The sequence below is a fragment of the Streptomyces sp. NBC_00249 genome, assembly GCF_026342355.1.
In the GTDB taxonomy this organism is placed as follows: domain Bacteria; phylum Actinomycetota; class Actinomycetes; order Streptomycetales; family Streptomycetaceae; genus Streptomyces.
Genome location: NZ_JAPEMV010000005.1, coordinates 264,877 through 282,851, shown reverse-complemented (window position 1 = coordinate 282,851; position 17,975 = coordinate 264,877). Strand labels below are relative to the sequence as shown.

11 protein-coding genes and 1 pseudogene are annotated in these 17,975 nt (G+C 73.5%); 5 read left to right on the top strand and 7 right to left on the bottom strand.

From position 1 onward, the window contains the following. Positions 1–35 precede the first annotated feature (35 nt). Together OOK31_RS23045 and lgt are read left to right on the top strand one after the other, a co-directional pair. Positions 36–986 (top strand): thioredoxin domain-containing protein, encoded by a 951-nt coding sequence (locus OOK31_RS23045; protein WP_267089198.1) that lies wholly within the window; start codon positions 36–38, stop codon positions 984–986. Positions 987–1,075: 89 nt separating this feature from the next. Beyond that, positions 1,076–2,056 (top strand): annotated as a pseudogene (gene lgt, locus OOK31_RS23040) (prolipoprotein diacylglyceryl transferase); the annotation flags it as partial. A gap of 366 nt (positions 2,057–2,422) precedes the next feature. Here the strand turns inward: lgt and OOK31_RS23035 are convergent. The 7 genes from OOK31_RS23035 to OOK31_RS23005 are packed head-to-tail and all read right to left on the bottom strand — an operon-like array spanning position 2,423 to position 10,452. Continuing rightward, the gene (locus OOK31_RS23035) at positions 2,423–3,232 is read right to left on the bottom strand and encodes a CoA ester lyase (protein ID WP_267089197.1); all 810 of its coding nucleotides are present in this window, start codon (positions 3,230–3,232) and stop codon (positions 2,423–2,425) included. Next, a complete protein-coding gene (locus tag OOK31_RS23030) occupies positions 3,229–4,455 on the bottom strand; it encodes a CaiB/BaiF CoA-transferase family protein (RefSeq protein ID WP_267089196.1) in 1,227 nt (408 codons plus the stop codon). Before OOK31_RS23030 ends, OOK31_RS23035 begins: the two co-directional genes overlap by 4 nt. Next, positions 4,452–5,468: a ribokinase gene (gene rbsK / locus OOK31_RS23025; RefSeq protein WP_267089195.1), complete on the bottom strand. Its 1,017-nt coding sequence runs from the start codon at positions 5,466–5,468 to the stop codon at positions 4,452–4,454. The genes OOK31_RS23030 and rbsK overlap by 4 nt, the downstream gene beginning before the upstream one ends. Continuing rightward, entirely contained in the window at positions 5,465–6,997 is a 1,533-nt protein-coding gene (locus tag OOK31_RS23020; protein WP_267089194.1) for an ADP-ribosylglycohydrolase family protein, read from the bottom strand. Before OOK31_RS23020 ends, rbsK begins: the two co-directional genes overlap by 4 nt. Continuing rightward, positions 6,994–8,139 carry an ADP-ribosylglycohydrolase family protein gene (locus OOK31_RS23015; RefSeq protein WP_267089193.1) on the bottom strand — a complete coding sequence of 382 codons (1,146 nt, stop codon included), beginning with the start codon at positions 8,137–8,139 and terminating at the stop codon, positions 6,994–6,996. Before OOK31_RS23015 ends, OOK31_RS23020 begins: the two co-directional genes overlap by 4 nt. A gap of 7 nt (positions 8,140–8,146) precedes the next feature. Continuing rightward, positions 8,147–9,469, bottom strand: coding sequence for an ADP-ribosylglycohydrolase family protein (locus OOK31_RS23010; protein ID WP_267089192.1), 1,323 nt, complete (start codon positions 9,467–9,469; stop codon positions 8,147–8,149). After that, positions 9,466–10,452: an ADP-ribosylglycohydrolase family protein gene (locus tag OOK31_RS23005; RefSeq protein ID WP_267089191.1), complete on the bottom strand. Its 987-nt coding sequence runs from the start codon at positions 10,450–10,452 to the stop codon at positions 9,466–9,468. Before OOK31_RS23005 ends, OOK31_RS23010 begins: the two co-directional genes overlap by 4 nt. Positions 10,453–10,712: 260 nt before the next feature. On the opposite strand from OOK31_RS23005, the gene OOK31_RS23000 reads away from it, so the two are divergent. The 3 genes from OOK31_RS23000 to OOK31_RS22990 all read left to right on the top strand — a co-directional run bounded on the left by OOK31_RS23000 (position 10,713) and on the right by OOK31_RS22990 (position 17,846). Next, positions 10,713–11,444 (top strand): VIT1/CCC1 transporter family protein, encoded by a 732-nt coding sequence (locus tag OOK31_RS23000; RefSeq protein ID WP_267089190.1) that lies wholly within the window; start codon positions 10,713–10,715, stop codon positions 11,442–11,444. Positions 11,445–11,839: 395 nt separating this feature from the next. Then, positions 11,840–16,393 (top strand): glutamate synthase large subunit, encoded by a 4,554-nt coding sequence (gene gltB, locus OOK31_RS22995; RefSeq protein ID WP_267089510.1) that lies wholly within the window; start codon positions 11,840–11,842, stop codon positions 16,391–16,393. Beyond that, complete coding sequence (locus OOK31_RS22990) at positions 16,386–17,846, top strand: glutamate synthase subunit beta (RefSeq protein ID WP_267089189.1); 1,461 nt, start codon at positions 16,386–16,388, stop codon at positions 17,844–17,846. Before gltB ends, OOK31_RS22990 begins: the two co-directional genes overlap by 8 nt. Positions 17,847–17,975 lie beyond the last annotated feature (129 nt).

Genomic DNA, 17,975 nt, shown 5'->3' with positions numbered 1-17,975 from the left:
GCACGCGAGTGCCTCCCCGCTTCGTTTGGCGGAACGTGAGCGAGAAGAACGACGGTGCGAACCGCGATGCGACGAAACGATCGGCCCGGGAGCGACTCCAGCTGGAGCGCGAGCGGCAGAAGACCCGGGACAAGCGCCGGCGGACCCTCGTCGTGTCGGCGGCGGTGGTCGGCGTACTCGGCCTGGCGGCCGTCGTCGGCCTGATCGCCGCCAATGCCGGATCCGGGTCCAAGTCCGACAAGGCGGGCCCGGTGGTCGCGCCGTCGGGGGCCACCGGCAAGGACGCGCTCGCCATCCAGACCGGCAAGGGCGAGGCCAAGTCCCAGCTGACCGTCTGGGAGGACTTCCGCTGCCCGGCCTGCAAGTCCTTCGAGACCAACTACAAGGACACCATCCACGAGCTGGAGGCCAAGGGCCTGCTCAAGACCGATTACCACATCGTCACCCTGATCGACGGGAACATGGGCGGCACCGGCTCGCTGAAGGCGGCGAACGCCGCCGCCTGCGCGCAGGACGCCGGCAAGTTCACCGCCTACCACGACGTCCTCTTCCAGAACCAGCCGCAGGAGACGGACGACGCCTACGGGAAGAACGCCAAGCTGCTGGAGCTGGCCACCCAGGTCGACGGGCTCGACACCCCCGCCTTCCGCTCCTGCGTGGAGGACGGCACCCACAACAGCTGGGTCGGCAAGTCCCAGGACGCCTTCAAGGCCGGGAAGTTCCGCGGCACCCCGACGGTGCTCCTCGACGGCAAGGACATCTTCGCCGACCAGGCCGACCCGCTGACCCCGCAGAAGCTGAAGGCGAAGGTCGAGGCAGCGGCCGGGGCCGGGGCCGGGGCCTCCGGCGGTGCGGCGAAGGGGACCGGGAAGGGATCCGCCTCCGCCTCGCCCTCCGCCTCGTCGTCGGCGAAGTCGAAGGCGGCGGGGGGATCGGGCGGGTCCGGCACGTCCAGGGCCGGGTCCCAGGGCGCCGGGGAGGGCTGAGCGGCGCCGGTCGCCGTGTGTGGTTTTGGTTTCAGCTTGCCGGGCGGGTTGCGGTCGGTACCGCCCGGCAAGGTAGCGTCATGCCTGCCATGACCCTTGCCTATATCCCCAGTCCGTCGACCGGCGTGATCCATCTCGGACCGATCCCGCTCCGCGGCTACGCGTTCTGCATCATCATCGGCGTCTTCGTCGCCGTCTGGCTCGGCAACAAGCGGTGGATCGCACGCGGCGGAAAGCCGGGCACCGTCGCGGACATCGCCGTGTGGGCCGTGCCCTTCGGCCTGGTCGGCGGACGCCTCTACCACGTCATCACCGACTACCAGCTCTACTTCGGCGAAGGCCGCAACTGGGTCGACGCCTTCAAGATCTGGGAAGGCGGCCTCGGCATCTGGGGCGCCATCGCGCTCGGCGCGGTCGGTGCCTGGATCGGCTGCCGGCTGCGCGGCATCCCGCTGCCCGCCTGGGCCGACGCCCTGGCCCCCGGCATCGCCATCGCCCAGGCCTGCGGCCGCTGGGGCAACTGGTTCAACCAGGAGCTGTACGGCCGGGCCACCGACCTGCCGTGGGCGCTGGAGATCAGCGAGGGCCCCAACCGGGTCGCCGGCACCTACCACCCGACCTTCCTGTACGAGTCGCTGTGGTGCCTCGGCGTCGCCGCGCTCGTGATCTGGGCCGACCGCCGCTTCAAGCTCGGACACGGCCGGGCCTTCGCCCTGTACGTGGCCGCGTACTGCCTGGGCCGCGGCTGGATCGAGTACATGCGGGTCGACGAGGCCCACCACATCCTCGGCCTGCGGCTCAACGTGTGGACCGCGATCGTGGTCTTCGTGCTGGCGGTCGTCTACTTCGTGCTCTCCGCGAAGCTGCGGCCGGGCCGCGAGGCGGTCGTCGAACCGGCCGACCCGAAGGACGCGCTGCCCGAGGGCGACGCCGCCCGGGCGGCGAAGGACGCGGGGGCGAAGGATGCGGGCTCCAAGGACGCCGGGTCGAAGGACGCGGGCTCCAAGGACGCGGCTTCCAAGGACGCCGGGTCGAAGGACGCGGGCTCCAAGGACGCGGCTTCCAAGGCTGTGGCTTCCAAGGCTGTGGCTTCCAAGGACGTGGGCTCCGAGGACGCCGAGGTGAAGGCCGGTGCGTCGAAGGAAGCCGACGTGAAGGACGCCGGGCCGAAGGACGCCCCGGCCGCCGCCGACGCGGAGGACGCCGAGCCGGGCAAGCCCGCCAAGGCCGACCTGACCAAGGCCGCGCCCGCCGAGAGCGTGGCCCCGGAGGCCGGGAAGAAGTGACCCCGCCCGGTCCGGACGGGCCAGGGTGACAGGAGGCGTGCCGCGTACCGAGCGGCACGCCTCCCGTGCGTTCCGGGTACCGGCCCGCGGCCCCGGCGGGCGGTCGGGGTGCGGGCCCCGGGGGCCGAGTGGTGGGCGGGTTTGCGGTGGTCAGTTCGAGCGGCGGGACAGGGTCAGGGTGCGGTGGGCCGCCGCTACCACCGCCGGGTCGACGAAGCGGCCGTCGGGGAGGGCCAGGGCTCCCGGGGTGGCCCGGGCGGCCGTGACGATCTCCTCGGCGGCGGTGACCTCCTCCGGCCCGGGGAGGTAGGCCCGCTCGATCACCGGGAGCTGGCGGGGGTGGATCGCCGCCCGGCCGAAGAACCCCAGGGCCCGGCCGCGGGCACAGGAGACGGCCAGGGCCTCCAGGTCCCGGATGTCCGGGAACACCGACTGGGCCGGGGGCGCCAGTCCGGCGGCCCGGGCCGCGACCACCACCCTGGAACGCGGCCAGTCGAGCCCGGCCTCCGCGCTGACGCCGAGGTCGGCGCGCAGATCCGCCTCGCCCAGGGTCAGCCCGTGCAGGGCGGGGTGGGCGCGCGCGATCTCGTACGCCCTCTCCACGCCGAGGGCCGACTCCAGCAGCGCGTACAGGGCCACCCCGCCGGTGCGGTCGGCGACCCGGGCGACCTGCTCCGGGGCGTCGATCTTGGGCAGCCGCAGCCCGGCGAGCCCGCGCAGACCGGCCAGGGCCGTCAGGTCGGCGCCCGCCCAGGGGGAGCCGAGGGCGTTGACGCGGACGTGGACGGGCACCGGCGGGCGTTCGGCCAGAAGCTCGGCGGTGGCCGCGCGGGCGTACTCCTTGCGGGAGGCCGACACCGAGTCCTCCAGGTCCACGATGACGGCGTCGGCCCCCCGCTGGAGGGCCTTGGCCACCACCTCCGGGCGGTCCCCGGGTGCGTAGAGCCAGGTCAGGATCACAGAGCTCCCTCCGTGCGGAGAGCGGCGATCTCGGCGCCGGTCAGGCCGAGTTCGGTCAGGACGGCTTCGGTGTCCGCGCCGTGCGGGCGGCCCGCCCAGCGGATCCCGCCCGGGGTCGCGGACAGCCGGAAGAGGACGTTCTGCATGCGGAGCGGGCCCAGTTCCGGGTCCTCGACCTCCGTGACGGTGTCCAGGGCCGCGAACTGCGGGTCCGCCATCACGTCCCGGACGTCGTACACCGGGGCGACGGCCGCCTCGGCCTCCTCGAAGGCGGCCACCACCTCCTCCGCCTTGTGCCGGGCGATCCAACCGCCGACCGCCTCGTCCAGCACGTGCGCGTGCGCGGCCCGCCCCGAGCCGGTCGCGAACCAGGGCTCACCGGTCAGCTCGGGCCGCCCGACCAGCCGTACCAGCCGCTCCGCGACGGACTGCGCCGAGGCGGACACCGCCAGCCAGCGGCCGTCCGCGCTGCGGTAGGTGTTGCGGGGGGCGTTGTTGGCGGAGCGGTTGCCGGTGCGGGGCTGGACGTAGCCGAGCTGGTCGTACCAGAGCGGGTGCGGGCCCAGCACGGTGAGGATCGGCTCGATGATGGCCAGGTCCACGACCTGCCCCCGCCCGGTCCGGTCGCGGCCGGCCAGCGCGGTCATCACCGCGTACGCGGTCGTCAGCGCGGCGATGGAGTCCGCGAGCCCGAACGGCGGCAGGGTCGGCGGCCCGTCCGGCTCCCCGGTGATCGCGGCGAAGCCGCTCATGGCCTCGGCGAGGGTGCCGAAGCCCGGGCGGTGGGCGTACGGGCCCTGCTGGCCGAAGGCCGTGACGCGGGCCAGGACCAGCCGGGGGTTGACCGCGGACAGCTCCGGCCAGCCCAGCCCCCACCGCTCCAGGGTGCCGGGGCGGAAGTTCTCGACGACCACGTCGGCGGAGGCGGCCAGCCGCAGCAGGGTGTCCCGGCCGCCGGGCGTGGACAGGTCGAGGGTCATCGTCCGCTTGTTCCGGCCGAGCAGCTTCCACCACAGGCCGATCCCGTCCTTGGCGGGGCCGTGGCCCCGGGACGGGTCGGGGCGCAGCGGGTGCTCGACCTTGACCACCTCGGCGCCGAAGTCCCCCAGCAGGGTGGCGGCCAGCGGCCCGGCGAAGAGGGTGGCGAGGTCGAGGACGCGGAGCCCTTCCAGTGGCCCCGGCGTCCGGGCGGCGGCGGGGGCGGGCCCCGTGGCGGGTGTCACGAGCCGGTCCCGGGGGCGGGGCGCGGCCCGGCGGTGGCTGCGGCTCCGGGGGCGGGGACGGTGTGCGGGACGGCGTCCGGTTCCGGTTCCGGTTTCGGTTCCGGTTCCGGTTCCGGGCCGCGGGCGTCCGCGGGCCGGTCCACCTCGGCGCGGGTCGGCATCGAGTCCTGGGCGCCGGTCCGCTGCACGGACAGGGCGGCGGCGGACGCGGCCCAGGCGAGGGCCTCGGGCATCGGGCGGCCCTCGCCGAGCGCCACCGCGAGCGCCCCCACGAAGGTGTCCCCGGCCGCCGTGGTGTCCACGGCCCGTACGCGCGGCGCGGGCACGGTCAGCGGCTCCCGCCCGCGCGCCGCGTACAGGGCCCCGGCCGCGCCCAGGGTGACCACCACCTCCGGCACGTCGCGCAGCAGCGCCTCGGCCGCGCCGTACGGATCGGTGAAGCCGGTGAGGGCAGCGGCCTCGTGCTCGTTCGGCACCAGCAGGTCGACGAGTTCCAGCAGTTCGTGCGGCAGCGGGCGCGCGGGGGCCGGGGTGAGGACCGTACGGACCCCGTGCGCGCGGGCCGCTCGGGCTCCGGCGAGGACCGCCTCCAGGGGGAGTTCGAGCTGGAGGAGGAGGGAGTCGGCGGCGCCGATGCGGCTCTCGTCGCCCGGCTCCAGGCCCGTCACGCGGGCGTTGGCGCCGGGGACGACGACGATGCTGTTCGCGCCGTCGTCGTCGACGGTGATGTGCGCGGTGCCGCTGGCGCCCTCGACGGTGCGCAGGGCGGAGGTCTCCACCCCGGCGGCGGTGAGCGCGGCGCGCAGCCGCGTCCCGAACCCGTCGGCCCCGACCGCGCCGATCATCAGCACCTCCCCGCCGAGCCGGGCGGCGGCCACGGCCTGGTTGGCGCCCTTGCCGCCGGGGACGGTACGGAACTCCCGGCCGGTGACGGTCTCCCCGAGGCGGGGGGCCCGGGGCACGTAGGCGACGAGGTCCATGTTGGTACTGCCGAGCACGGCGATGGCCGTCATGAGTGGGCTGCCTCCTGGGCGGTGAGGTGGGCGAGGGCGTCGAAGCCGATGCCGTCGAAGCCGGGGACGGTGGTGGCGAGGCGGTTCTTGAGGGGGGCGGTCCAGCGGTGCGGGATCCGGTCGGGGGAGCCGGCCAGGAGCCCGGCGAGCGACCCGGCCGTGGCGCCGTTGGAATCGGTGTCCCAGCCGCCGGACACCGCGCGGCAGACGGAGTGGGTGAAGTCCCCGTCGGCGTGGGTGAGGGCGGCCGCGATCAGGGCGGTGTTGGGGAGGGCGTGCACCCAGTGGTAGTGGCCGTAGCAGGCGTGCAGCCGGTCCACGACGCGGTCGAAGTCGGCCTCGTCCGAGGCGGTACGGATCCCGAAGCGCACGGCGTCGGCGAGGCGCGAGCGGGGCGGTACGACGGCCAGCCCGGCCTGCAGCGCGGTGTGGACGTCAGCCCGGCCGGTGGCCGCCTCGGCGACGGCGGCGGCGGTGAAGAGGGCGGCGTAGAGCCCGTTCGCGGTGTGGGTGAGGGCGGCGTCCCGGTAGGCCTGGGCCGCGGCGGCGGCCGGGTCGCCGGGGTTGGTCCAGCCGTGGACGTCGGCGCGGATGAGGGCGCCGATCCATTCGCGGAAGGGGTTGTGGTGGGTGGCGGTGTCGGGGGGCTCCAGGCCCTGGAGGAGGTTCCGGTACGCGATCCGCTCGGCGGTGAAGGTGCGGCCGGCGGGGAGTTCGTCGAGCCAGAGCGCGGCCACGTCGGCGGTGGTGAAGCCCTTGCCGTGCCGCTGGAGGAGGAGCAGGCCGAGGAGGGGGTAGTTGAGGTCGTCGTCCTCGGGCGTGCCGTCGATGTTCTCGGCGAGGGAGGTGGGGGCGGAGCGGCGGTTCCAGGGGTACGCGGCCAGGAGCTCCGCCGGGACGCCGCGGGCGGTGAACCAGTCGCCCAGCGGCCAGTTGCCGGCGGCGCGGGCCAGGGCCCGGATCCCCTCCAGGGGGAGCTTCTCGACGGGCTTGCCGAGCACGCACCCGGCGGCCCGCCCGACCCACGCGGCCTCTAGCCTCCGGCACAGCATGACATCGACCCCGGCGCCCGGTCCGGCGCCCGGTCCGGCGCCCGGACCGGAGCCTGCCTCGGTGACCGGTCCGGGGTTCGGGTCGGTGAGCTGCCGGGCGGGTCGTCGGTGGGCCGGTTCGGGGGGCCAGGTGGCGCGGAGGGCCGGCCAGGGGGTGGGTTCCGTGGCGCTCGACGGGGTGGGGAGGGCCGCCAGGTCGTCGAGGAGGCGTAGCGCGAGGGTGCGGAGTTCCGGCGGGGCCGGGGTGGGGGAGGCCCCGGCCCGGGTGGGGGCCGGGCGCCCGCCCGCCGCCAGCCAGGCGCGCAGCACCGGCCCGGCGTCGCGGCCGTCCTCCGCCGCCTGTCGCAGCTCGTGCCCGATCAGGTCCTCGGGCTGCGCCCAGGACAGCCGTACGAGGGCCTCCGCGCCGGTGGCGGACGGCCCGGGTGCCTCCCGGCCGGGGGCCTCCCTGGGCGGGGGTTGCCGGGGGGTGGTCATCGGGGGGAGGTGAGGGTGGTGAAGGCCGTTTCGTGGGCGTGGCGGCGGGTCCGGTCCCGGGCGAAGACCTCCCGGGCCACCGCGGCCAGCGTCACGGCCGGGGCGTGCAGGTCGAGGCGGCTGGCCTCGGCGACCTGCTTGGCCCAGGCGGCCGGGACCGCGGCTTCGCCGCCCAGGGCGCCGGCGATCGCCCCCGCCATGGTGGCCGTGGAGTCGCAGTCCCGGCCGTAGTTGACGGCCCCGAGCACGGCGGTCTCGTAGGAGCCGTCCCCGATCAGCAGCATGCCGAGGGCGATCGGGAGTTCCTCGATGGAGTGCAGGCGCGAGGGGCGGCGGGCGCCGAGCGAAGGGGCGCGGTAGTCCGGGCCGACCGAGTCGTACGGGGCGACCGCCGCCCGCAGCGGGGCGAGCGCCGACTCGAAGTCCCGGTGCCGGACGGCCTCTTCGGCCACGGCGGCGATGGCCGCGCGGGTGCCGTCCTTGGCCAGGGACAGGGCGGTGTCCACGACCGAGGCGGCCGTCGCGCCCGGTACGCACGCCGCCGCCACGGCCGCCGCGAAGACGCCCGCCGCCTCCCGCCCGTACGAGGACTGGTGCGCGCCGGTGACGTCCAGCGCCTCGGCGTACGCGGCCGCGGGATGGCCGGCGTTGACCAGCCCGACCGGCGCCATGTACATCGCCGCGCCGCAGTTGACGATGTTGCCGGTGCCGGCCTCGCGCGGGTCGGCGTGCGCGTAGTGCAGCCGGGTCACGATCCACTTCTCGGCGAGGAACACCCGCTGGAGCGGCAGGGCCTCCGCCTCCAGTTCGGGGATCCAGCGGGGGACCGTCATCAGGTCCGGGACGAGGTGGTCGGCGACCGCGTAGGCGTCCAGGTGGTCGCGTACGGTCGCGTAGACCCGTACCAGCGCGTGCGTCATCAGGGTGTCGTCGGTGACGTGCCCGTCGCCCTTGTGGTACGGCGCGATGGGTCTGGCGGTGCGCCAGTCCTCGTACCAGGGGCCGACGATGCCGTGCACGCGGCCTCCGTGGCGTTCGAGGATCTGGTCCGGGGACCAGCCCTCCACCGGGCCGCCGAGGGCGTCGCCCACGGCGGCTCCGACGAGGGCCCCGGTGGCCCGGTCCTCCAGTGTGAGGGTCATGTCCGAATCATCCCTTGGGTGAGGTGAGTTCCGTACGGGTGAGGAGTGCGGCGAGTTCGACGAGGTCGGTTCCGGCGAGGCGCGGGAGGGCGCAGCCGGACAGGGTCCGGCAGGCCTCGCGCCAGGCGGCGGGCAGGGAGTCGCCGCCGCCGAGCGCGCCGGTGAGGGCGCCGGCGAGGGCGGGGGCGGAGTCCGCGACGCGGGAGAGGCAGGCGGCGGCGGGGACGGCCTCGCCGACGCGGCCGCGGGCGGCGGTGGCGAGGGCGAGGGCGACGGGGACGGTCTCGGCGGCGGCGATGCCGTAGCTGTAGACGTGGTCCACGATCTCGTGTTCGAGGGTGGGGACGATGGCGAAGGCCCCGCCCTCGGTGTGGGTACGGGCGAGTTTGACGGCGTGGCGGGCGTTGCGGCCGATCTCCGTGGTCTCGGGGAGCTGTTCGAGCGCGGCGTCGACGGCCGCGTCGACGCCGGCCCCGCCCAGGGCGGTGGCGAGGGCGGCGGCCATGGCGCGGGCGCCGTGGACCCCGTCGCCGTCCTGGGTGTAGCGGGCGTCGAACTCGGCGAGGTCCGCCGCCGCGCGGGGGTCTCCCGGGTGGACGACGGCGAGGACGCAGGCGCGGACGCAGGCGGCGTCGTCGAAGTAGTGCGGGTTGTCGTGGCCGGTGGCGGGCGGGCGCAGGCCGGCGGCGAGGTTGCCGAGGCCCGCGCGGACGGAGATCCGGGCGCGGAGCGGGAGCACGGCGGACTCGACCTCCGGCGCGCGTTCGGCTGCCGCCGCGACCTCGGAGGCCAGGGCGTTCCAGGCCAGGTCGATGGCGGCGCGCATCCTGCGGGAGCGGCTGAGGTCGCTGAGCAGCACCCCGGCGGCGGTGAGGACGGACTCGGCGGCGAAGGCCGCCCATTCGGCGTCGTCGGAGGGGCCGAGGCGCAGCGGCTCGGGGGGCTGGTTGAGGGCGATGGGGACGGGGAGGGTGGTGGTGGCGTTCTGCTCCGCGAAGGTGTCGAGCTCGCGGGTGAGGCGGCGGGTCCACTCGGGCATCCGGCTGGCCCGGTGCCGTGCGGCGGGCCACCCGGCCGCATCGCCCGCGGCGAGCCCGAGCAACAACCCCTCGATCCGCCGGGCCCCGTCCGGGGGCGGGGTACGGGGCTGCGCGAGCGCTCCCGCGGCCGGGGCGGCGCGGGTCCCGTCCGGGGGTGCGGCGGCCGTACGGGGCCGCGTGCGCGCGGGGTCGGGGGCGGTGAGGGCGCGGCCCGGGGCGGCGGGGCCCGGGGGCCGGGGCGGGGTCGGCGTGGCCGCCGTCTGTGCGGGCGGGGCCGGGTCCGGGGTCATCGGGGGGTCTCGGATTCGGGGGTGAGGAGGTCGGCGATGTCCAGGACGTGGTAGCCGCGCATCGACGGGAGGCAGCTGCCCCGGACCGGTCCGACGGCCGAGGCCCAGTCGGCGGGGATCGCCGGGGCCCCCGACAGGGCCCCGGACAGCGCGCCCGCCACCGCGGCCGTGGTGTCGGCGTCCCGGCCCATGTTCACGGCCGTCAGGACGGACGAGCGGAAGTCGCCCGCGCAGGCGGCGAAGGCCCCGAAGGCCAGGCCCACCGCCTCGGGGGCGAGGTCCGTCCACGGGTAGCCGCCGATGACCACCGCGGAGCGCACCGCCCGTTCCCCGCGCGGGGCGGCGGTGACCGCGCGGCGCAGGGAGCGGGCCGTCCAGGAGTCGGAGGGGATCACGGAGAGGGCCGCCGAGACCACCGAGGCGGGGGAGCCGCCCGCCATCGCCGCCGCGACCCCGGCGGCGACCGCCTGGCCGCCGTAGATGCCCTCGCCGTCGTGGCTGACGGTGCCGTCGATGGCGACGAGCCGGGCGGCCTCGGCGGGCCTGCCCGCGGCGAAGACCCCGAACGGCGCCGCCCGCATGGCGAGACCGTCCGACCAGGCGTGCCGGTGCTGTGCCGAGATGGGCGCGGCCAGGCCCCGGCGGAGGTTCTCCAGGGTGCCGCGCTCGGAGAAGCCGGCGCCCCGGAACGGGCCCTCGTCGAGGTCGGCGATCCAGTGGTGCCAGGCCCGTTCGACGTGCGCGACGGTGAGGGCCGATCCGTGCCGGGCCAGCAGCAGGCCGGAGAAGATCGCGTACTCGGTGTCGTCCGTGCCCGCCGGGTCCTCGGACACGAAGCCCTCGATCCGGCCCCACTTGGCCCGGATCTCCGACGGCTTCATGTTCTCCGCGGGGGCGCCCAGCGCGTCACCCACCGCGAGGCCGAGAAGCGCGCCCCTGGCCCGTTCGAGGAGGACCTGCGGATTGCATGCAATCAGCTCCATCGCGCGCCTCTCCACTTGAATGGGACTCATGATGAGCCCTTGGGGGATTTGTGCCACGGCATGAGGTTTGTCGCTCGCCGCGAAACGCCTCACGGAGCCCCCCGTCACCCGGTCGCCGAGGCGCGAAACCCCAGGTAAGTACGGCCTTCCTTGCTGGCGGGCGGCAAAAATCGTGCGTAGTTTCGAGGTGTTCAGGGGGAGTGGAAGTCCTGCGCGTCGCCTTCGCGTACCCACTCGTACGAAAAGGGGAGATACGCCGCATGTCCATCATCGACATCGAAGCACCGCTTCACACCGCCCACCGCGACAACCACACCCACCGCGACGTCAACGGCGGATGGCTGCGCCCGGCCGTGTTCGGCGCGATGGACGGGCTCGTCTCCAACCTCGCATTGATGACCGGTGTGGCCGGCGGTGCGGTCTCCCCGCAGACCGTCGTGATCACCGGTCTGGCCGGTCTCGCGGCCGGCGCCTTCTCGATGGCCGCCGGCGAGTACACCTCCGTCGCCTCGCAGCGCGAGCTGGTCCTCGCCGAGCTGGACGTGGAGCGCCAGCAGCTGCGCAAGCACCCGGTCGACGAGATGGAGGAGCTCGCCGAGCTCTACGTCTCGCGCGGCGTCGAGCCGGCGCTCGCCCGCGAGGTCGCGATGCAGCTGTCCCGCGACCCGGAGCGGGCGCTGGAGATCCACGCCCGCGAGGAGCTCGGGATAGACCCCGAGGACCTGCCCTCGCCGCTCGTCGCCGCCGTGTCGTCCTTCGGTTCCTTCTCGCTGGGCGCGCTGCTGCCCGTACTGCCCTACCTGCTCGGCGCGACCGCGCTGTGGCCGGCCGTGCTGCTGGCGCTCGTCGGGCTCTTCGCCTGCGGTGCGGTGGTCTCGCGGGTCACGGCCCGGTCCTGGTGGTTCAGCGGGCTGCGCCAGCTCGTCCTGGGTGGCGCGGCCGCCGGTGTGACGTACATCCTGGGAAGCTGGATCGGCAGCGCCGTAGGCTAACCGGCGCGGGAGTGAGACACTATGCAGTACGCAACATAAGTAGTCCGTTACCCGGCGGTTTCGATTCCGTGACCGCGGGGCATCAGACCAGGGCGCCGGGCAATGATGCCCGCATCGCGCCGGGACCTTCTCCCAGGGTTGCGCCCGCAGAAGTCGTGCAGAAACCCCTGCAACCTGCCTGAAGGTCCCTTTCATCTGCTTCGCGCTGTGTCCGCATGCTGGAATGCGATATCCGGTTCTCGGGATTGCCGTCATCATGTAACCTGCACGAAATTTCGCAGAGGGCCAACGTCGTCCCTCGGCTATGCACATATGCCACGACGACGACGGGAGAGCCGATGCGTTCCGCATCCACGCACTCCGCGACCGGCCTCAGCACCAACGCCTGGTCGCCCATGGACGGTCGCCCCGCCCAGCAGGGCATGTACGACCCGCGCAACGAGAAGGACGCCTGTGGCGTCGGTTTCGTGGCGAACCTCACCGGCGAGGCGACCCACACCCTCGTCGAGCAGGCGCTGACCGTACTGCGGAACCTTGAGCACCGGGGCGCCACCGGATCCGAGCCGGACTCGGGCGACGGCGCCGGAATCCTTTCCCAGGTGCCGGACGCGTTCCTGCGCGAGGTCACCTCCTTCGACCTTCCCGAGGCCGGGGCGTACGCCGTCGGCATCGCCTTCCTCCCCGCCGACGGCACCGCACAGGCCGTCGCCGTGGAGCAGATCGAGGCCATCGCCGCCCAGGAGAACCTCACGGTCCTCGGCTGGCGCGAGGTCCCGGTCACCCCGGACCTGCTCGGCAACGGCGCCCGCGCCACCATGCCGGCCTTCTCGCAGCTGTTCGTCAGCAACGGCAGCACCGGCATCGAGCTGGACCGCAAGGCCTTCGTGCTGCGCAAGCGCGCCGAGCGCGAGGCCGGGGTCTACTTCCCGTCGCTCTCCGCCCGCACCATCGTCTACAAGGGCATGCTGACCACCGGCCAGCTGGAGCCCTTCTTCCCGGACCTCTCCGACCGTCGCTTCGCGTCGACGCTCGCCCTGGTCCACTCCCGGTTCTCGACGAACACCTTCCCGTCCTGGCCGCTCGCCCACCCGTACCGCTTCGTCGCGCACAACGGCGAGATCAACACGGTCAAGGGCAACCGGAACTGGATGAAGGCCCGCGAGTCCCAGCTGGCCTCCGACGCCTTCGGCGACGGCGCCCTGGACCGCATCTTCCCGATCTGCACCCCCGACGCCTCCGACTCGGCCTCCTTCGACGAGGTCCTGGAGCTGCTCCACCTCGGCGGCCGGTCGCTGCCGCACAGCGTGCTGATGATGATCCCGGAGGCGTGGGAGAACCACACCTCCATGGACCCGGCCCGCCGCGCGTTCTACCAGTACCACTCCACCCTGATGGAGCCCTGGGACGGCCCGGCCTGCGTCACCTTCACCGACGGCACCCAGGTCGGCGCGGTCCTCGACCGCAACGGTCTGCGCCCCGGCCGCTACTGGGTCACCGACGACGGCCTCGTCGTCCTCGGCTCCGAGGTCGGCGTCCTCGACATCGACCCGGCCAAGGTCGTCCGCAAGGGCCGCCTCCAGCCCGGCAAGATGTTCCTCGTCGACACCGCCCAGAAGCGGATCGTCGAGGACGACGAGATCAAGAACGAGCTGGCCGCCGCCGCCCCGTACGCGGAGTGGCTGGAGACCGGCGAGATCGAGCTGTCGGACCTGCCCGAGCGCGAGCACATCGTGCACACCCACGCCTCGGTCACCCGCCGCCAGCAGACCTTCGGCTACACCGAGGAAGAGCTGCGCGTCATCCTCGCGCCCATGGCCCGCACCGGCGGCGAGCCGCTCGGCTCCATGGGTACGGACTCCCCGATCGCGGCCCTGTCCGAGCGCCCCCGGCTGCTCTTCGACTACTTCACCCAGCTGTTCGCGCAGGTCACCAACCCGCCGCTGGACGCCATCCGCGAGGAGCTCGTCACCTCGCTGCTGTCCTCGATCGGCCCGCAGTCCAACCTGCTCGAGCCGACCGCCGCGTCCTGCCGCAGCGTCACCCTGCCCTTCCCGGTGATCGACAACGACGAGCTGGCCAAGCTCATACACGTCAACGCCGACGGCGACATGCCGGGCCTGAAGGCCGCCACCCTCTCGGGCCTCTACCGGGTCTCGGGCGGCGGCGAGGCCCTCGCCGCGCGGATCGCGGAGATCCGCGCCGAGGCCGACGCGGCCATCGAGGCCGGCGCCCGCCTGATCGTCCTGTCGGACCGCCACTCGGACGCCGAGCACGCGCCGATCCCCTCGCTGCTGCTCACCTCCGCCGTGCACCACCACCTCATCGCGACGAAGCAGCGCACCCAGGTGGGTCTGCTCGTCGAGGCCGGTGACGTCCGCGAGGTCCACCACGTCGCGCTGCTCATCGGCTACGGCGCGGCCGCCGTCAACCCGTACCTCGCCATGGAGTCCGTCGAGGACCTGCTGCGCGCCGGTACCTTCCTGTCCGGCCTGGAGCCGGAGCAGGCCATCAAGAACCTGATCTACGCGCTCGGCAAGGGCGTCCTGAAGGTCATGTCCAAGATGGGCATCTCCACCGTCGCCTCCTACCGCGGCGCCCAGGTCTTCGAGGCCGTCGGCCTGAACGAGGACTTCGTCGGCACCTACTTCGCGGGCACCGCCACCAAGATCGGCGGCGCCGGCCTGGACGTCGTCGCCAAGGAGGTGGCCGCCCGCCACGCCAAGGCGTACCCGGCCTCCGGCATCGCGGCCACGCACCGCGCGCTGGAGATCGGCGGCGAGTACCAGTGGCGCCGCGAGGGCGAGCCGCACCTCTTCGACCCGGAGACGGTCTTCCGCCTCCAGCACGCCACCCGCAACCGCCGGTACGACATCTTCAAGAAGTACACGGACCGGGTGAACGAGCAGTCCGAGCGGCTGATGACGCTCCGCGGCCTCTTCGGCTTCAAGGCCGCCGAGGACGGGGGCCGTCCCTCGATCTCCATCGACGAGGTCGAGTCGGTCGCCGACATCGTCAAGCGCTTCTCCACCGGCGCCATGTCGTACGGCTCCATCTCCAAGGAGGCGCACGAAACCCTCGCCATCGCCATGAACCAGCTGGGCGGCAAGTCCAACACCGGTGAGGGCGGCGAGGACCCGGACCGCCTGTACGACCCGGCGCGCCGCTCGTCCATCAAGCAGGTCGCCTCCGGCCGCTTCGGTGTCACCAGCGAGTACCTGGTCAACGCGGACGACATCCAGATCAAGATGGCGCAGGGTGCCAAGCCCGGCGAGGGCGGCCAGCTGCCCGGCCACAAGGTCTACCCGTGGGTCGCCAAGACCCGGCACTCCACCCCGGGCGTCGGCCTGATCTCCCCGCCGCCGCACCACGACATCTACTCCATCGAGGACCTGGCTCAGCTGATCCACGACCTCAAGAACGCCAACCCGGTCGCGCGCATCCACGTGAAGCTCGTGTCCGAGGTCGGCGTGGGTACGGTCGCCGCGGGTGTGTCCAAGGCCCACGCGGACGTCGTCCTCATCTCCGGCCACGACGGCGGAACGGGCGCCTCCCCGCTGACGTCCCTGAAGCACGCGGGCGGCCCCTGGGAGCTCGGCCTCGCCGAGACCCAGCAGACCCTGCTGCTCAACGGGCTGCGCGACCGCATCGTGGTCCAGACGGACGGCCAGCTCAAGACCGGCCGCGACGTCGTCATCGCCGCGCTGCTCGGCGCCGAGGAGTTCGGTTTCGCGACCGCGCCGCTCGTCGTCTCCGGCTGCGTCATGATGCGCGTCTGCCACCTGGACACCTGCCCCGTCGGCATCGCCACCCAGAACCCGGTCCTGCGCGACCGCTTCTCCGGCAAGCCCGAGTTCGTCGTCAACTTCTTCGAGTTCATCGCGGAGGAGGTGCGCGAGCTCCTCGCCGACCTGGGCTTCCGCTCCATCGAGGAGGCCGTCGGCCACGCCGAGCTGCTCGACACCACGAAGGCCGTCACGCACTGGAAGGCGCAGGGCCTCGACCTCGAGCCGCTGTTCTACGTGCCCGAGCTGCCCGAGGGCGCGGTCCGCCACGCCCTGATCGAGCAGGACCACGGACTGGAGAAGGCCCTCGACAACGAGCTCATCGAGCTCGCGGCCGACGCGCTGAACGCCGACACCGCGGAGGCGGCCCTGCCGGTCCGCGCCCAGGTCGCGATCCGCAACATCAACCGGACCGTCGGCACCATGCTCGGCCACCAGGTCACCAAGAAGTTCGGTGGCGCGGGCCTGCCCGACAACACCGTCGACCTGACCTTCACCGGCAGCGCCGGCCAGTCGTTCGGCGCCTTCGTGCCGAAGGGCATCACCCTGCGGCTGGAGGGCGACGCCAACGACTACGTCGGCAAGGGCCTCTCCGGCGGCCGCATCGTGGTCCGCCCGGACCGCGCCGCCGACCACCTCGCCGAGTACTCCGTCATCGCCGGCAACACCATCGGCTACGGAGCCACCGGCGGCGAGATGTTCCTGCGGGGCCGCACCGGCGAGCGCTTCTGCGTCCGCAACTCCGGCGCCCTGGTCGTCTCGGAGGGCGTGGGCGACCACGGCTGCGAGTACATGACCGGCGGCCAGGCCGTCGTCCTCGGCGAGACGGGCCGCAACTTCGCGGCCGGCATGTCGGGCGGCGTCGCGTACGTCATCGACCTCGACCCGGACAACGTCAACGTCGGCAACACGGGCGCGGTCGAGACCGAGCTCTCCGACACCGACAAGCAGTGGCTGCACGATGTGGTGCGCCGCCACGAGGAGGAGACCGGCTCGACCGTGGCCGCGAAGCTCCTGGCTGACTGGGACGCCTCGGCGGCCCGCTTCAGCAAGATCATCCCGACCACGTACAAGGCAGTGCTCGCCGCCAAGGACGCCGCTGAGCTCGCCGGACTCTCGGAATCCGAGACCACGGAGAAGATGATGGAGGCGGCGACCCATGGCTGACCCGAAGGGCTTCCTCACCACCCCCCGCGAGACCGCCTGCTCCCGTCCTGTGGCTGACCGCCTCAAGGACTGGAACGAGGTCTACGTCCCGGGCTCGCTGCTCCCGATCATCAGCAAGCAGGCCGGCCGCTGCATGGACTGCGGCATCCCGTTCTGTCACAACGGCTGCCCGCTCGGGAACCTGATCCCGGAGTGGAACGACTTCGCGTACCGCGAGGACTGGACGGCCGCGTCCGAGCGCCTGCACGCCACCAACAACTTCCCGGAGTTCACGGGCCGCCTGTGCCCCGCTCCGTGCGAGTCGGCGTGCGTGCTCGGCATCAACCAGCCGGCCGTCACCATCAAGAACGTCGAAGTCTCGATCATCGACAAGGCCTGGGACAACGGCGACGTCACCCCGCAGCCGCCGGAGCGCCTCTCCGGCAAGACGGCCGCCGTCATCGGCTCCGGCCCGGCCGGTCTGGCCGCCGCCCAGCAGCTGACCCGGGCCGGCCACACCGTGGTCGTGTACGAGCGCGCCGACCGCATCGGCGGGCTGCTGCGCTACGGCATCCCCGAGTTCAAGATGGAGAAGGTGCACATCAACCGCCGCATCGAGCAGATGCGCGCGGAGGGCACCAAGTTCCGTACCGGCATCGAGATCGGCCGCGACCTGACGGCCACCGACCTGCGCAAGCGGTTCGACGCGGTGGTCATCGCGGCCGGCGCCACGGTCTCCCGCGACCTCCCGGTCCCGGGCCGTGACCTCAAGGGCATCCACTTCGCGATGGAGTACCTCCCCCTCGCGAACAAGGTCCAGGAGGGCGACTTCGTGGCGCCCCCCATCACGGCCGAGGGCAAGCACGTGGTCGTCATCGGCGGCGGCGACACCGGCGCGGACTGCGTGGGCACCGCCCACCGCCAGGGCGCGCTGTCCGTCACGCAGCTGGAGATCATGCCGCGTCCCTCCGAGGACCGGCCCACCGGCCAGCCGTGGCCGACCTTCCCGATGCTGTACAAGGTCACCTCGGCCCACGAGGAGGGCGGCGAGCGGATCTACTCCGTCTCCACCACCCACTTCGAGGGCGACGAGGACGGCAACGTCCAGGCCCTGCACCTGGTCGAGGTCGAGTTCGTCGACGGCAAGCTCGTCCAGCAGCCCGGCACCGAGCGCGTCCTCCCCGCGCAGCTGGTGACCCTGGCGATGGGCTTCACGGGCACCGACCAGGAGAACGGCCTGGTCCAGCAGTTCGGCCTGGCGATGGACGCGCGCGGCAACATCGAGCGCGACGCCGCCTACACGACCAACGTCGACGGCGTCTTCGTCGCCGGCGACGCGGGCCGCGGCCAGTCGCTCATCGTCTGGGCCATCGCGGAAGGCCGCTCGGCCGCCCGCGGCGTCGACCGCTTCCTGACCGGCTCCAGCGCCCTCCCGTACCCGGTCAAGCCGACGGACCGCTCGCTGATGGTGTAACACCCGGCAGCACCCCCGCCCCGCGAAGGGCGGGACCCCTCATACGGTCCGTACAACGAGGTGCGGAATTCTGACACAGCGCCCGTCATGTCCCCGACCAGGGATGGCGGGCGCTGTGGCGTGCCGGGG